Genomic DNA, 14,693 nt, shown 5'->3' with positions numbered 1-14,693 from the left:
CCCGTAGCAGCGGCCCAAAGGCCGCGTCACCAGCGCCGCGGTATGCCTGACGTACCCCGTTGACGGTGACGCAGCCTTCGGCAGCTGCTACGGGTTAGCGCAGCACTGGCAGGCTGGTGGTGGACTTGATCTCGGATAATGCCACGGTCGAGTTCACCTCCTGGATGCCCGGCACCAGCGACAGTTTTTCGAAGAAGAACCGCTCGTAGGCCTCGATGTCCGGGGTCACGATGCGCAGCAGAAAGTCCACCGACCCCATCAGCACATAACACTCCAGCACTTCCGGAAAACCGCGAATCGCGTCGGTGAATTCAGTGAAGTTGGAACGGCCGTGGGCGTTGAGTTTCACCTCGGCGAAAATCTGCGTGTTGAGGCCGATTTTCTTGCGGTCCAGCAGCGTCACCTGCCCGCGAATCACCCCCTCTTCCTTCAGCCGCTGTATCCGTCGCCAGCACGGCGACTGCGACAACCCCACCTGCTCGGCAATCTGCGCACTGGAAAGCGAAGCGTCCTCCTGCAGCAGGGCAAGGATGCGCCGATCGTAGTTATCCAGCTCGTTGTGCATAAAATTATTCCATTTCAACGTTTTTTCGAATCGCATGATTCGCCTATCGCCATTATGCGACTGATTGAGGCAAGAAATACCCCGCTCATCATGGAAAACTGTGCCCATCGTTCCAGGAGCCCAGCCATGACCGCCCACGAAGCCCATTTGCCTGCCCGCAGCGACACCTGGAGCCCAAACCAGGCCACCACTTGCGTGCGCTACCAGCTGGTCGCCGAGGCCGAGCCCGACAGCCTGTGCCGCGTGCTGAACCTGTTCGCGATGCAGTACCTGACCCCGCTGGCCCTGAACGTGGTACGCGATGGCGACCTGCTGCACGTCGACCTGAGCATCGACGGGCTCAGCTGGCATCGCGCCGAAGTCATCGGCAACAAAATACTCAACCTCATCTGCGTGCTGTCGGTGGAGCTGCAGCCAGCGGCCAGCCAGGGCTTCGCCGCAGCTGGCTGAAGGCCTGCAAGGCCTTGAAACTTTTTCCCCGCGGCACCGGCAACATCATCGGGTTTCCCCGGTCTACCTTTGACGCTCAGGCGCACTTTTCCTGCCTGGGCGTTGTAGACCGATTCAAGGAGCCCGCATGTCCGTCGTCACCGTCATTGAGGACCGCTGGCTGGATCTGAACGAACTGTTGCGCGACCTGGTGGACCAGGGTTTCATCAGCCAGGATTCGGCTGAACACGCCATGGCCGCACGCCGGGCGTTGCACAACACCCAGCTGCACCCGCTCGAATTCATCGCCAGCCAGCAACTGGACGACCGCAGTCGCCCAGGCAAGGCGCTGGAACTGGAACAACTCACCTTGTGGCTGGCGCAGCAGGCCGGCCAACCCTACCTGCGCATCGACCCGCTGAAAATCGACGTGGCAGCGTTGACGCCCCTGATGTCCTACGGCTTTGCCCAACGGCACCGAATTCTCGCCGTGGACGTGTCGCGCACCACCGTCACTGTGGCCAGCGCCCAGCCGTACGTGAGCACCTGGGAAGCCGACCTGACCCATGTGCTCAAGCGCAAGATCAAACGCGTGGTGGCCAACCCGGTGGAAATCCAGCGCCTGACCGTGGAGTTCTACCGCCTGGCACGCTCGGTCAGCGGAGCCAACAGCACCGACCAGCGTGGCGCCAGCCCGGGCAACTTCGAACAGTTGCTGAACCTGGGCGCCAGCGACCAGGAGCCCGACGCCAACGACGCGCACATCGTCAACATCGTCGACTGGCTGTTCCAGTACGCCTTCCAGCAGCGCGCCAGCGATATCCACATCGAACCACGACGCGAGCAGGGCACGGTGCGTTTCCGCATCGACGGCATCCTGCACAACGTGTATCAATTCCCGCCCCAGGTGACCATGGCCATCGTCAGCCGCCTGAAAAGCCTGGGGCGGATGAACGTCGCCGAAAAACGCAAACCCCAGGACGGCCGGGTCAAGACCAAGACCCCGGACGGCGGCGAGGTGGAACTGCGTTTGTCGACGCTGCCCACCGCGTTTGGCGAGAAGATGGTGATGCGCATCTTCGACCCCCAGGTGCTGCTCAAGGACTTCCATGCGCTGGGCTTCGGCGCCGAGGACCTGCGCCGTTGGGAAGACATGATCAGCCAACCCAACGGCATCATCCTGGTGACCGGCCCCACGGGGTCGGGCAAGACCACCACCCTGTACACCACACTCAAGCGGCTGGCCACGCCCCAGGTCAACCTGTGCACCATCGAGGACCCGATCGAGATGGTGGAGCCTGCGTTCAACCAGATCCAGGTGCAAGCCAACATCAACCTGACCTTCGCCAGCGGCGTGCGCGCGCTGATGCGCCAGGACCCGGACATCATCATGATCGGCGAGATCCGCGACCTGGAGACCGCCGAGATGGCCGTGCAGGCCGCGCTTACCGGGCACCTGGTGCTCTCGACCCTGCACACCAACGATGCCCCCAGCGCCATCAGCCGGCTGCTCGAGCTGGGCGTGCCCCATTACCTGATCAAGGCGACGCTGCTGGGGGTGATGGCCCAGCGCCTGGTGCGCACCCTGTGCCCGCACTGCAAGGCCCCCCAGCCTCTAGGCGAGGAAGACTGGCAGACGTTGACCCGGCCCTGGCAGGCGCCGTTGCCGGCCACCGCATACCGCGCCATCGGCTGCAACGAATGCCGGGACACCGGGTTTCGCGGCCGTGCCGGGGTGTACGAGATCATGCAGATGACCGACACGGTGAAGGCGCATATTCAGGCCGAGACCGACCTGGCAGCGCTCAAGCGCCGGGCCGTGATGGAGGGCATGCGTACCTTGCGCCTGTCTGGCGCGCAGAAGATCGCTGCAGGGCTGAGCACCGTCGAGGAAGTGCTGAGGGTGACACCAAGAAATGATTTGAAATAGAACCGTCGCTATCGGGAACTCCGCTTCAGCCTTGAGAATCCAAATCATGAACAAATCCTGTCGGAGTCACCCATCATGCGTCTCAAAACTGCCGTCGTAACGCTCGCCCTGCTCTCGGTACCGGTCGGCTCCGCCATGGCCGGGGATTTCCTGAGAGACGTACTGTCCTCTGGTGCAACCACCGGTTCCACTTACCTCACGTTCCGCCACCACAAGCTGATCGTCGCCGCCCAGGACGACGCCGGCAGCTACGTCGCGAGCAACGGCAGCATCAAGGGCCCGTACCTTGAGGCCGCGATGCAGCAGGTGCGCACCGACAACCCAGGCCTGAAGGCATCGGACATGGAATTGGCCAACGCCATCCTGATCAAGGGCGCCGAGCCAGCCGGCGAATAAGCCCCGCTCTGTGGGAGCTGGCTTGCCAGCGAGTTGTTGCGGCCAAAAAGCTCGCTGGCAAGCCAGCTCCCACTATTAGCAGCCGCTGCTACGGGGTTCGGTAGTCGTCTACCGGCACGCAGGCGCAGTACAGGTTTCTATCCCCGTATACATTGTCGACCCGGTTCACCGCTGGCCAGTATTTATGCGCCTGCGTGTGATTGCTGGGGGTTATTGCCTGGGCGATGGGGTACGGGCGCTCCCACGGCGCGGTGATGTCGGCCAGGGTGTGTGGGGCGCGCTTGAGCGGGTTGTCCTCGGCCGGCCAATGGCCGTTGGCGACCTGGGCGATTTCCGCACGAATGCTGAGCATGGCCTCGACGAAGCGGTCCAGCTCGGCCTTTGACTCGCTCTCGGTAGGCTCGATCATCAGCGTGCCCGGCACCGGGAACGACATGGTCGGCGCATGGAAGCCGTAGTCCATCAGGCGCTTGGCCACGTCTTCCTCGGTGATGCCGGTCTGCGCCTTCAACGGCCGCAGGTCGAGGATGCACTCGTGCGCGACGCGGCCATTGCGCCCGCTGTACAGCACCGGGAAAGCCCCACCCAGCTGTTGTGCCAGGTAGTTCGCCGACAGGATCGCCACCTCGGTGGCGTCCACCAGCTGCGGCCCCATCATGGCGATGTACATCCAGCTGATGGGCAGGATGCTGGCGCTGCCCCAGGGCGCGGCGCTGACCGCGCCGTTGTTCGGCAGCGGCCCGTCGATGGGCACCACCGGGTGGTTGGCGACGAACGGCGCCAGGTGTGCGCGCACGCCGATCGGACCCATGCCCGGGCCACCGCCGCCGTGGGGGATGCAGAAGGTCTTGTGCAGGTTCATGTGCGACACGTCGGCACCAATGTCGGCAGGCCGCGCCAGGCCCACCTGGGCGTTGAGGTTAGCGCCGTCCATGTAAACCTGGCCGCCGTGCTGGTGGATCACCTGGCAGATCTCGACGATGCCTTCCTCGTACACCCCGTGGGTGGAGGGGTAGGTGGCCATCAGGCAGGAAAGCTTGTCGCCGGCGGCCTGGGCCTTGGCCTTGAGGTCGTCGAGGTCGACGTTGCCGGCCTCGTCGCATTCGACGATCACCACCTGCATGCTGGCCATCTGCGCCGAGGCCGGGTTGGTGCCGTGGGCCGACGCCGGGATCAGGCAGATGTTGCGCTGCCCCTGGTGGCGGCTCTCGTGGTACTTGCGGATGGCCAGCAGCCCCGCGTACTCGCCCTGGGCGCCGGAATTGGGCTGCATGCAGATGGCATCGAAACCGGTGATGGCGCACAACCACTGCTCCAGCTCATCGATCATGGCCTTGTAGCCGCGCGCCTGCTCGGTGGGCGCGAAGGGGTGCAGGTTGGCGAACTGCGGCCAGGTGATGGGGATCATTTCGCTGGTGGCGTTTAGCTTCATGGTGCAGGAACCCAGCGGGATCATCGACTGGTTCAGCGCCAGGTCCTTGTTTTCCAGCTGCTTGAGGTAGCGCAGCATCTCGGTTTCGCTGTGGTGCAGGTTGAACACCGGGTGGCCGAGGTAGCCGGACTCCCGCTCAAGCGCCGCCGGAATGCCCGCGGTCAGGCTTTCAGCGTCCAGCGCCGCCACTTCCAGCCCGTGGTCGGCGCCCAGCAGGATGTCCCATAACAGCCGCACCGTGGCCTCGTCGCAGGTTTCGTCGAGGCTCAGCCCGACGTGGCCGCGCCCCAGGATCCGCAGGTTCACCCGCGCCGCCTGGGCACTGTCGATGATCGCCGTCTGCGCGCCGCCAACGTCCAGGGTGAGGGTGTCAAAATAGTGCTGGTTGACCCGGCTGATGCCTTTGCGCTCAAGCCCTGCCGCCAGGATTTGCGTGAGCCGGTGCACGCGCTGGGCGATGCGCCGCAAGCCAACAGGGCCGTGGTACACGGCGTAGAACGCGGCAATGTTGGCCAGCAGCACCTGGGCGGTGCAGATGTTGGAGTTGGCCTTCTCGCGGCGGATGTGCTGCTCGCGGGTTTGCAGGGCCATACGCAAGGCGACGTTGCCGCGGGCGTCTTTGGAGACGCCGATGATGCGCCCCGGGATCGCGCGCTTGTACTCGTCGCGGCTGGCGAAATACGCCGCGTGGGGCCCGCCATAGCCCATGGGCACGCCGAAGCGCTGGGTGGAGCCCAGCACCACGTCGGCGCCCATCTCCCCTGGGGGCGTGAGCACCAGCAGGCTCAGCAGGTCGGCGGCCACGCAGGCAATGGCCTGGCGAGCGTGCAGGTGCTCGATCAAGGGGCGCAGGTCACGCACCTCGCCATGGGTGTCGGGGTATTGCAGCAAGGCGCCAAACACGTCGTGGCTGGCGAGGTTGTCCACGGCATCGATGACCAGCTCGATGCCAAAGCCTTCGGCACGGGTCTGCACCACCGAGATGGTCTGCGGGTGGCAGTTGCTGTCGACAAAGAAGCGCGGGCTCTTGGACTTGCTGACCCGCCGCGCCAGCGCCATGGCCTCGGCAGCGGCGGTGGCTTCGTCCAGCAGCGAGGCGTTGGCCAGTTCCAGCCCGGTGAGGTCGATGATCATCTGCTGGAAATTGAGCAGCGCCTCCAGGCGGCCCTGGGCGATTTCCGGTTGATACGGGGTATAGGCGGTGTACCAGCCAGGGTTTTCCAGCACGTTGCGCAGGATGACTGCGGGAGTGAGGGTGCCGTGGTAGCCCAGGCCGATGAGGCTGGTCCACACCTCGTTCTGCTGGGCATGGCCGCGCAGTTTCGCCAGCGCAGCGGTTTCGTCCAGCGCCGGCGGCAGGTCCAGGGGGCGGTTGAAGCGGATGCCGGGCGGCACCGTCTGTTCGATCAGCTGGTCACGGCTGGCCAGGCCCAGGGCTTCGAGCATGGCGCGCTGTTCCGCGGCATCGGGGCCGAGGTGGCGGCGAGGGAAGGCGTCGGGGTCTTGCAGTTCGCGCAGCGTTGGCAACCGGGACATGGCGGCTCTCTTTTCCGAGACATGACGGGCCTCGATGGGTCGAGGCCTGTTCAGTCTAGAAAGAGAATGCCGCCCGTGCCGGGAACTTGGTTACTCGCCGATGGCGGCTTTGTAACCAGCGGCGTCCAGGAGCTTGTCCAGCTCGGCCGGGCTGCTTGGCTTCAGTTTGAAGATCCAGGCGCTGTAGGGTTCTTCGTTGAGCAATTCAGGGCTGTCGGCCAGTTCTTCGTTGATGGCGATCACTTCGCCCGATACCGGCGAGTAGATGTCGGAAGCAGCCTTCACCGATTCAACCACGCCAGCGGCATCGCCTGCGGCGAACACTTTGCCCACTTCGGTCAGTTCCACGAATACCACGTCACCCAGGGCTTCCTGGGCGTGGTCGGAGATACCCACGGTCACGCTGCCGTCGGCTTCCAGGCGCGCCCACTCGTGGCTTTCGGCAAAACGCAGGTCAGCAGGAATATTGCTCATGATTTTATTGTCCTCAACAGGTCGGCGGCAGGCCCGCGCAAAAGTCAGATCAGGGTTTTGCCATGGCGCACGAACGTGGGTCGTACTACCCGTACCGGGTACCACTTGCCACGGATTTCCACCTCGGCACGGTCAGCGGTGGCCATCGGAACGCGCGCCAGGGCGATCGATTTGCTCAACGTAGGTGAGAAACTACCACTGGTGATCTCCCCTTCGCCAATTTCTGCGATACGAACTACCTGGTGGGCACGCAATACACCACGCTCTTCCAGCACCAACCCGACCAGTTTTTCCCTCGCGCCCTGGCCGCGTTCAGCCTCCAGCGCCTGGCGGCCGATGAAGTTTCGCCCGGCCGGCTCCCAGGCGATGCTCCAGGCCATGTTCGACACCAGGGGCGAATGCGCCTGGTCGATATCTTGGCCGTAGAGGTTCATGCCCGCCTCCAGACGCAACGTATCCCGGGCTCCCAGGCCGATCGGGGCAATGCCGGCGCCTACCAGGTCGTTGAAAAACGCAGGCGCCTCGACGGCGGGCAGGACGATTTCCAGGCCATCTTCACCGGTGTAGCCGGTGCGGGCAATGAACCAGTCGCCGTCGGGCAGGCCCTGGAATGGCTTGAGCTGATTGATCAGGTTGGAGCGCGCCTGGCTCACCAGCTGCGCGACCTTATGCCGCGCCTGCGGGCCCTGGATGGCGAGCATCGCCAGCTCGGGGCGCTCGCTGACGCGCACGTCGAAACCGCCGGCAACCTTGCCGATCCAGGCCAGGTCCTGGTCACGAGTGGCGGCGTTGACCACCAGGCGGTAACCGTCGTCCAGCAGGTAGACAATCATGTCGTCGACGATGCCGCCGCGCTCGTCGAGCATGGCGCTGTACAGCGCCGCGCCGGTGCCTTCAAGGCGCGCGACGTCGTTGGCCAGCAGGTGCTGGAGGAAGGCCTGGGCCTGGGGCCCGGCGATGTCGATGACGGTCATGTGCGATACATCAAACACGCCACAGTCGCGGCGCACCTGGTGGTGTTCCTCGACCTGCGATCCATAGTGCAGGGGCATGTCCCAACCGCCAAAATCGACCATCTTGGCGCCGAGCGCCAAATGCAGGTCATAGAGAGGCGTACGCTGTCCCATGGGTTTCTCCTTCCGGGCTTGGCGAAGGCGCGCATACTGGGCAAACCACCCGCAAGGCTCTGGAACAGAGCTTTGCGGGGTGCCTATAAGACCAGATCACAATGACCGGCCGCGCCGAATGCCGCGCATTGTAGCCGCAAGGCGCGGCCCTGACACCTCTGGGCAGAGGCGCCATCAGGTTTGACCGATACGCCGTGCCGAACGTCGAATCAGCCCGATCACCGGCAACAGGCCCACCAGCACCAGGGTCAGGGCAGGCAGCGAAGCGCGGGCCCACTCCCCTTCGCTGGTCATCTCGAACACCCGCACGGCGAGGGTGTCCCAGCCGAATGGCCGCATCAACAGCGTAGCGGGCATTTCCTTGAGCACGTCGACGAACACCAGCAGCGCCGCGCTCAGTGCACCCGGTAGCAGCAGCGGCAGGTACACCCGGCTGAACAGCCGTACACCGCCAACGCCAAGGCTGCGGGACGCTTCAGGCAGCGACGGGCGAATTTTCGCCAGGCTGCTTTCAAGCGGGCCGTAGGCCACGGCCATGAACCGCACCAGATAGGCCAGCAGCAGCGCCGCCAGGCTGCCCAGCAGCATGGGCCGGCCGGCCAGCGGAATGACCAGTGCCTTGTCCAGGTAACTGAAGGCCAGCATGATCGACACCGCCAACACCGAGCCCGGCAGCGCGTAGCCCAGGTTGGCCAGGCCCACGCCCGCGCCGATGGCCCGGCCAGGCGCCTGGCGCCGCGCAAATGCCAGCAGCAGGGCCACGGCCACAGTCGCTAGCGCCGCCAGCACGCCCAGGTACAGCGTGTGCACAACCAGCCCCAGGTAACGCTCGTCCAGGTCGAAACGACCGCGCTGCCAGCACCACACCAGCAATTGCGCCACCGGCACCACGAACGCACAGGCGAACACCAGCCCGCACCAGCAGGTCGCCGCAACAGCCTTCCAGCCGCTCAGGCGGTAGCGCAGGTGCCCACGCGCACGCTCGCTGCCGGCATGGGCAGCGCCACGGGCGCGGCGCTCGCCGTACAGCACCAGCACCACCGCCACCAACAGCAGGCTGGCCAGTTGCGCAGCGCTGGACAGGCTGAAGAAGCCGTACCAGGTCTTGTAGATGGCGGTGGTGAAGGTGTCGAAGTTGAACACCGCCACGGCGCCGAAATCGGCCAGGGTTTCCATCATCGCCAAGGCAATGCCGGCGCCGATGGCGGGCCGCGCCATGGGCAGGGCTACGCGCCAGAACGCCTGCCAGGGCGTGTGCCCCAGCACTCGCGCCGCCTCCATCAGGCCACGACCCTGGGCCAGGAACGCCGTGCGCGCCAGCAGGTACACGTACGGGTAGAACACCAGCACCAGCACGATGATCACGCCGCCGGTGGAACGCACCCGCGGCAGCCGCAGGCCGCTGCCGAACCATTCACGCAGTAGCGTCTGCACCGGCCCTGCGAAGTCCAGCAGGCCCACAAAAACGAATGCCAGCACATAGGCGGGGATCGCGAACGGCAGCATCAGCGCCCAGTCCAGCCAGCGCCGGCCTGGGAACTGGCACAGGCTGGTGAGCCAGGCCAGGCTCACGCCCAGCAGGGTCACGCCGATGCCGACGCCAGTCAGCAGGGTCAGGGTGTTGCCCAGCAGGCGTGGCAACTGCGTGGCCCACAGGTGCTGCCAGATGCCAGCGTCGATGCTCTGCCAGGACAACAGCAGCACACTGAGCGGCAACAGCACCAGCGCTGCCATGGCGAAGACCGGCAGGTACCAGCGGCGCTGGTTCACGGGCCGGTCAGTTCCAGCCGGCACGGTCCATCAGGCGAATGGCCTCGGCCTGGCGCTTGCCCGCCACCTCGACCGGCAAGGTGTCGGCCTTGAACGTACCCCAGCCCGCCACTTCCGCCGAAGGCTCGACGCTGGGGTTGGCGGGGAATTCCTGGTTGGTGTCGGCGAAGATCTTCTGCGCCTCGGGGCCGGTCATCCACTCGACCAACGCCTTGGCCGCCTCGGGGTGCGGCGCGTGGCGCGTCAGGCCGATGCCCGACAGGTTCACGTGCACGCCACGGTCTTCCTGGTTGGGCCAGAACAGCTTGATTGGCAGCTGCGGGTCCTGGCGGTGCAGGCGCCCGTAGTAGTAGGTGTTGACGATGCCCACGTCGCACTGGCCAGCCTTGATGGCCTGCAGCACGGCGATGTCGTCGGAGAACACGTCGGTGGACAGGTTGTTGACCCAGCCCTTGAGGATGGCCTCGGTCTGCGCCTCGCCGTGGGTCTCGATCAGCGTGGCGGTCAGCGACTGGTTGTAGACCTTCTTCGCCGTGCGCAGGCACAGGCGGCCTTCCCATTGCTTGTCGGCCAGGGCCTCGTAGGTGGACAGGTCGGCGGGTTTGACCCGGTCGGTGGAGTAGGCGATGGTTCGCGCGCGCAGGCTCAGGCCGGTCCACTCATGGCTGGCGGCGCGGTACTGCGGCGGGATGTTGGTGTCGATGACCCCCGATTGCAGCGGCTGCAGGATGCCCATCTGCTCGGCCTGCCAGAGGTTGCCGGCGTCCACGGTCAGCAACAGGTCGGCGGTGGCGTGCTCGCCCTCTGCCTTGATGCGCTGCATCAGCGGCGCTTCCTTGTCGGTGATGAACTTGATCGGCACCCCGGTCTTGGCGGTGTAGGCGTCGAAGACCGGCTTGATCAGCTCGTCGATACGCGAGGAATACACCACCACTGCATCGGCGGCGCGAGCTTCATGGGCGAACAGGCTGAGGGCCAGGGCAATGAAAACGCGCTTGGAAGGCAGCATGGAAATAGACCCCGAAATCGAATGTGGGGCAAATGGTAGAGAAACGCATTTGCCATCTCAATCGAAGTCGAAAGCAAGAAGTTTCCAGATGTTTCCCAGAAGTTCCCATGTTCCCGTAGCAGCTGCCGAAGGCGGCGTCCGGATTCACCGCGGTGTGCCGGGCACAACGCGGCGCCATGGACGCGGCCTGCGGCCGCTGCTACAGGGGTTTTGCCAGCGCTGGCAGGTCGCCGCTCAAACCCAGCGCCTGGCGCACGAACAGCGCCTTGGCTTCGGGCATTTGCTCGACCCACTTCAGGCCGCTGTTGCGCAACCAGCGCACCGGCAGCGGGTCGGCCTGGAACAGCCGTTCGAAGCCTTCCATGGCCGCCATCAACGCCAGGTTGTGGGGCATGCGCCGACGTTCGTAGCGGCTGAGCACGCGCACGTCGGCCAGGCGTTCGCCACGGCCGTTGGCATGCAGCAGCTCTTCGGCCAGCACCGCAGCATCGAGGAAGCCCAGGTTCACGCCCTGCCCCGCCAACGGGTGAATGGTGTGGGCGGCGTCGCCGATCAGCACCAGGCCTTCTGCCACGTAGCGCTTGGCGTGGCGCTGGCGCAGCGGCACGCACAGGCGCTTGTCGGCGTGCTCCACCTTGCCCAGGCGGCCTTCGAAGGCACGCTCCAGTTGGGCGCAGAAGGCATCGTCATCCAGCGCCATCAGGTGCTCGGCTTCCTTGGGCGTGGTCGACCAGACGATCGAGCACCAGTGCTGTTGGTCGGCATGCTCCAGCGGCAGGAAGGCCAGCGGGCCGTCGTCGGTGAAGCGCTGCCAGGCGGTGCGCTGGTGCGGTTGCGCGCAGCGCACGCTGGTGACGATGGCGTGGTGCAGGTAATCCCACTCGCGAGTTTCGCAGCCGGCCAGGCGGCGCACGGCGGAATGGGCGCCGTCGGCAGCCACCACCAGCGGCGCGCGCACGGTGCGGCCGTCGGCCAGGGTCAGCAGCCAGTCGTCACCGGAGCGGCGCAGCTGTTCCAGGCGCGCGTTGGCCAGCAGGCCGATGTCGCTGTCGTGCAGTTGCTCCAGCAGCGCATCCTGGACCACGCGGTTCTCGACGATGTGGCCGAGGGTTTCGGCATGCACACTGGCGGCGCTGAAGTGAATGTGGCCGGTGCCGCTGCCATCCCACACGCTCATGTCGCCGTAGGCGCAGGCGCGACGGCGGGCAATGCCCTGCCAGGCACCCAGGCGCTCAAGCACCCGCTGGCTGGCGGCCGAAAGGGCGCTGACGCGCGGTTCGAACGGCGCCTGGGCGTCGAACGCCTTGACGCTGAGAGGGCTGCCGTCGACCACCAGGATTTCCAGGCCGCTGTTCTGCAACGCCAGGGCCAGGGCGCTGCCCACCATGCCGGCGCCGACTACTACCAGATCTGCACGCATTTCCATGCTTCAAGCCTGTTCCACGGGGTTGATGGGGGAGTAAAACGACGCGGCCATGCTCAACCCTGCATATCTGCGCGGGTGCCCAGGCCCATGGCCTGGCGGGCGAACCAGCGCTTGGCCGGCGGTAGCAGGTCCAGGCCCAGCAGGCCCAGGTTGCGCCCGGCGGCCACCAGCGGCTGGGAGGAACCGAACAGGCGGGTGACCTTGTCGGAGAAGCCCACGGTCAGGTCCTGGTCGGCGCGCTGGCTGGCGCGGTAGCGCTGCAAGGTGGCGAAGTCGCCCAGCGGCGCCTGGCTGGCCAGCAGGGTGTCGGCCAGCGCCTGCACGTCCCGCAGCGACAGGTTGAAACCCTGGCCGGCGATGGGGTGCAGGGCGTGGGCGGCGTTGCCGAGCACCACCAGGTGTGGCCGTACCTGCTCTTCGGCTTCTACCAGGGTCAGCGGGTACAGGTGGCGCACGCCGACCTGCTGTAAGGTGCCCAGGCGATAGCCGAACACGCCTTGCAGTTCCTTGAGGAACGCGCGCTCGTCGATCTCGGCCAGGCGCTGGGCGTCCATGCCCAGGCGGGTCCACACCAGCGCGCAGCGGTTGTCGGGCAGCGGCAGCAGGGCCATGGGGCCGTCGTCGGTGAAGCGTTCGAACGCCAGGCCTTCATGGGGCTGGCTGGGGCTGATGTTGGCGATCAGCGCGCTCTGGTCATAGGGCCGGCGGCGCACGCCGATGCCCAGCTGCTCGCGCAGGCCGGAACGGCCGCCATCGGCCAGCACTGCCAGGTCGCAGTCCAGGCTGGTGTCGTCGTTGAGGGTCAGGCGGTAGCCGTCCTCGCGCACCTGAAGGCGGGTGACCTCGGCGGGCACACGCCAGCTCACCACCTCTGGGTCCAGCGCCTGCCACAGGCATTGGCCCAGCCAGGCGTTCTCCACCACGTAGCCCAGGGCCGGCACGCCTTCTTCCAGCGCGGTCAGGCGGGTGACACCGAAGCGCCCGCGGTCGGACACATGGATTTGCCGGATCGGCTCGGCGCGGCGGTGAATGTGCTGCCACAGGCCCAGGCGCTCGTAGATCTGCCGGGTGCCGAACGACAGCGCCGAAGAGCGTGCGTCGTAGCTGGGCTGGTAGCTGTCGCCAGGGGCGAACGGCTCGATCAGCATGATCTTCCAGCCGCGCGCCTTGGCGCCGGCCTGCAGGGCCAGGGCCAGGCTGGCGCCGACCAGGCCGCCGCCGATGATTGCCAGATTGACGCGGTTCATGCGGCCTCGGTACGTGCTTGAGCCATCAAGGCTTCGATTTCGGCGACGGTCTTGGGCACGTCGCCGGTCAGGATGTCGCAACCACTGCGGGTTACCACCACGTCGTCTTCGATGCGCACGCCAATGCCGCGCCATTTCTTCGCCACGCGGGTGTTGTCGGGGCTGATGTAGATGCCCGGCTCCACCGTCAGGGTCATGCCCGGCTCCAGCACGCGCCATTCGCCGCCCACGCGGTAGTCGCCGACGTCGTGCACGTCCATGCCCAGCCAGTGGCCGGCACGGTGCATGTAGAAGGCGCGGTAGGCCTCGGTGACGATCAGTTCATTGACCTCGCCTTCCAGCAGGCCCAGCTCCACCAGCCCTTGGGTGATCACCCGCACGGTGGCCTCGTGGGCCTCATTCCAGTGGCGGTCCGGGCCGATGGCGGCAAAGGCTGCCTCCTGGGACTTGAGCACCAGCTCGTAGATGGCCTTCTGCTCGGGCGAGAACACGCCGCTGACCGGGAAGGTGCGGGTGATGTCGCTGGCGTAGCAGTCGATCTCGCAGCCAGCGTCGATCAGCACCAGGTCGCCGTCCTTGAGCAGCGCGTCATTCTCCTGATAGTGGAGGATGCAGCTGTTGCGGCCCGAGGCGACGATGGAGCCATAGGCCGGCATCTTCGCCCCGCCCTTGCGGAATTCGTAGTCCAGTTCGGCTTCCAGGCTGAACTCGTGCAGGCCGGCGCGGCACGCCTGCATGGCGCGCACATGGGCACGGGCAGAGATCTGCGCGGCATGGCGCATGACCTTCACCTCGTTGGCCGACTTGTACAGGCGCATGTCATGCAACAGGTGGTCCAGCGCCACGAACTCTTCGGGCGGCTGCGAACCCAGGTCGGCCTTGGAGCGAATGACGTTGATCCACTCCATCAGGTGCCGGTCGAATTCGGTGTTGCTGCCCATGGCCGTGTACACCCGGTCGCGGCCTTCGATCAGGCCGGGCAGGATGTCGTCGATATCGGTGATAGGGAAGGCATCGTCGGCGCCGTAGTCACGAATGGCGCCTTCCTGGCCGGCCCGCAAGCCATCCCACAGCTCACGCTCGGGGTTGCGCTCGCGGCAGAACAGCACGTATTCGCCGTGCTCGCGGCCGGGGATCAGGGCAATCACCGCCTCGGGCTCGGGGAAGCCGCTCAGGTACTGGAAGTCGCTGTCCTGGCGATACACGTGCTCCACGTCGCGGTTGCGAATGGCCACGGCAGCCGCCGGCAGGATGGCGATGCTGTTGGGCTCCATCTGCGCCATCAGAGCCTTGCGCCGACGCGCATATTCCGACTTCGGGATGTGGATTACTGGCACAGGTGGGCCCCTTTT

At 65.9% G+C, this 14,693-nt stretch carries 12 protein-coding genes; 3 read left to right on the top strand and 9 right to left on the bottom strand.

Going from position 1 to position 14,693, the window contains the following annotated elements:
- Positions 1-94 precede the first annotated feature (94 nt).
- Positions 95-565, bottom strand: coding sequence for an Lrp/AsnC family transcriptional regulator (locus tag RAM80_RS18590; RefSeq protein ID WP_416421922.1), 471 nt, complete (start codon positions 563-565; stop codon positions 95-97).
- A 126-nt stretch (positions 566-691) separates the two neighbouring features.
- On the opposite strand from RAM80_RS18590, the gene RAM80_RS18585 reads away from it, so the two are divergent.
- From RAM80_RS18585 to RAM80_RS18575, 3 genes are all read left to right on the top strand, one after another.
- Positions 692-1,015, top strand: coding sequence for a hypothetical protein (locus tag RAM80_RS18585; protein ID WP_416421921.1), 324 nt, complete (start codon positions 692-694; stop codon positions 1,013-1,015).
- A 127-nt stretch (positions 1,016-1,142) separates the two neighbouring features.
- On the top strand, positions 1,143-2,924 hold the full coding sequence (locus tag RAM80_RS18580; protein WP_416421920.1) for a GspE/PulE family protein: 1,782 nt from the start codon (positions 1,143-1,145) through the stop codon (positions 2,922-2,924).
- 75 nt (positions 2,925-2,999) lie between these two features.
- On the top strand, positions 3,000-3,320 hold the full coding sequence (locus RAM80_RS18575; RefSeq protein ID WP_416421919.1) for a DUF2388 domain-containing protein: 321 nt from the start codon (positions 3,000-3,002) through the stop codon (positions 3,318-3,320).
- 88 nt (positions 3,321-3,408) lie between these two features.
- Here RAM80_RS18575 and gcvP read toward each other — a convergent pair whose 3' ends face one another.
- The 8 genes from gcvP to pepP all read right to left on the bottom strand — a co-directional run bounded on the left by gcvP (position 3,409) and on the right by pepP (position 14,678).
- Positions 3,409-6,288, bottom strand: a complete 2,880-nt coding sequence (gcvP, locus tag RAM80_RS18570) for an aminomethyl-transferring glycine dehydrogenase (RefSeq protein ID WP_416421918.1) — start codon at positions 6,286-6,288, stop codon at positions 3,409-3,411.
- A gap of 90 nt (positions 6,289-6,378) precedes the next feature.
- Entirely contained in the window at positions 6,379-6,762 is a 384-nt protein-coding gene (gcvH, locus tag RAM80_RS18565; protein ID WP_416421917.1) for a glycine cleavage system protein GcvH, read from the bottom strand.
- 44 nt (positions 6,763-6,806) lie between these two features.
- Positions 6,807-7,889: a glycine cleavage system aminomethyltransferase GcvT gene (gcvT, locus tag RAM80_RS18560; protein WP_416421916.1), complete on the bottom strand. Its 1,083-nt coding sequence runs from the start codon at positions 7,887-7,889 to the stop codon at positions 6,807-6,809.
- Positions 7,890-8,063: 174 nt separating this feature from the next.
- On the bottom strand, positions 8,064-9,623 hold the full coding sequence (locus tag RAM80_RS18555) for an ABC transporter permease (RefSeq protein ID WP_416427521.1): 1,560 nt from the start codon (positions 9,621-9,623) through the stop codon (positions 8,064-8,066).
- Between the two features lie 43 nt (positions 9,624-9,666).
- Positions 9,667-10,668, bottom strand: coding sequence for an extracellular solute-binding protein (locus RAM80_RS18550; RefSeq protein WP_416421915.1), 1,002 nt, complete (start codon positions 10,666-10,668; stop codon positions 9,667-9,669).
- A 199-nt stretch (positions 10,669-10,867) separates the two neighbouring features.
- The gene (locus tag RAM80_RS18545; protein ID WP_416427520.1) at positions 10,868-12,088 is read right to left on the bottom strand and encodes a 2-octaprenyl-3-methyl-6-methoxy-1,4-benzoquinol hydroxylase; all 1,221 of its coding nucleotides are present in this window, start codon (positions 12,086-12,088) and stop codon (positions 10,868-10,870) included.
- Positions 12,089-12,147: 59 nt separating this feature from the next.
- A complete protein-coding gene (gene ubiH / locus RAM80_RS18540) occupies positions 12,148-13,341 on the bottom strand; it encodes a 2-octaprenyl-6-methoxyphenyl hydroxylase (protein WP_416421914.1) in 1,194 nt (397 codons plus the stop codon).
- Entirely contained in the window at positions 13,338-14,678 is a 1,341-nt protein-coding gene (gene pepP / locus RAM80_RS18535; protein ID WP_416421913.1) for a Xaa-Pro aminopeptidase, read from the bottom strand. Before pepP ends, ubiH begins: the two co-directional genes overlap by 4 nt.
- Between the last annotated feature and the right edge of the window lie 15 nt (positions 14,679-14,693).

Origin of the sequence: Pseudomonas sp. App30, assembly GCF_047947025.1 — a bacterium.
GTDB lineage: Bacteria > Pseudomonadota > Gammaproteobacteria > Pseudomonadales > Pseudomonadaceae > Aquipseudomonas.
The sequence above is the reverse complement of the archived record's forward strand: the minus strand, read 5'-3'. Positions and strand labels throughout refer to the sequence as shown.

Bases quoted from the DNA above. Each gene is read 5' to 3' on its own strand.
- RAM80_RS18590 (WP_416421922.1), bottom strand. From the start codon at position 565: ATGCACAACGAGCTGGATAACTACGATCGGCGCATCCTTGCCCTGCTG.
- RAM80_RS18585 (WP_416421921.1), top strand. From the start codon at position 692: ATGACCGCCCACGAAGCCCATTTGCCTGCCCGCAGCGACACCTGGAGC.
- RAM80_RS18580 (WP_416421920.1), top strand. From the start codon at position 1,143: ATGTCCGTCGTCACCGTCATTGAGGACCGCTGGCTGGATCTGAACGAA.
- RAM80_RS18575 (WP_416421919.1), top strand. From the start codon at position 3,000: ATGCGTCTCAAAACTGCCGTCGTAACGCTCGCCCTGCTCTCGGTACCG.
- gcvP (WP_416421918.1), bottom strand. From the start codon at position 6,288: ATGTCCCGGTTGCCAACGCTGCGCGAACTGCAAGACCCCGACGCCTTC.
- gcvH (WP_416421917.1), bottom strand. From the start codon at position 6,762: ATGAGCAATATTCCTGCTGACCTGCGTTTTGCCGAAAGCCACGAGTGG.
- gcvT (WP_416421916.1), bottom strand. From the start codon at position 7,889: ATGGGACAGCGTACGCCTCTCTATGACCTGCATTTGGCGCTCGGCGCC.
- RAM80_RS18555 (WP_416427521.1), bottom strand. From the start codon at position 9,623: ATGGCAGCGCTGGTGCTGTTGCCGCTCAGTGTGCTGCTGTTGTCCTGG.
- RAM80_RS18550 (WP_416421915.1), bottom strand. From the start codon at position 10,668: ATGCTGCCTTCCAAGCGCGTTTTCATTGCCCTGGCCCTCAGCCTGTTC.
- RAM80_RS18545 (WP_416427520.1), bottom strand. From the start codon at position 12,088: ATGCGTGCAGATCTGGTAGTAGTCGGCGCCGGCATGGTGGGCAGCGCC.
- ubiH (WP_416421914.1), bottom strand. From the start codon at position 13,341: ATGAACCGCGTCAATCTGGCAATCATCGGCGGCGGCCTGGTCGGCGCC.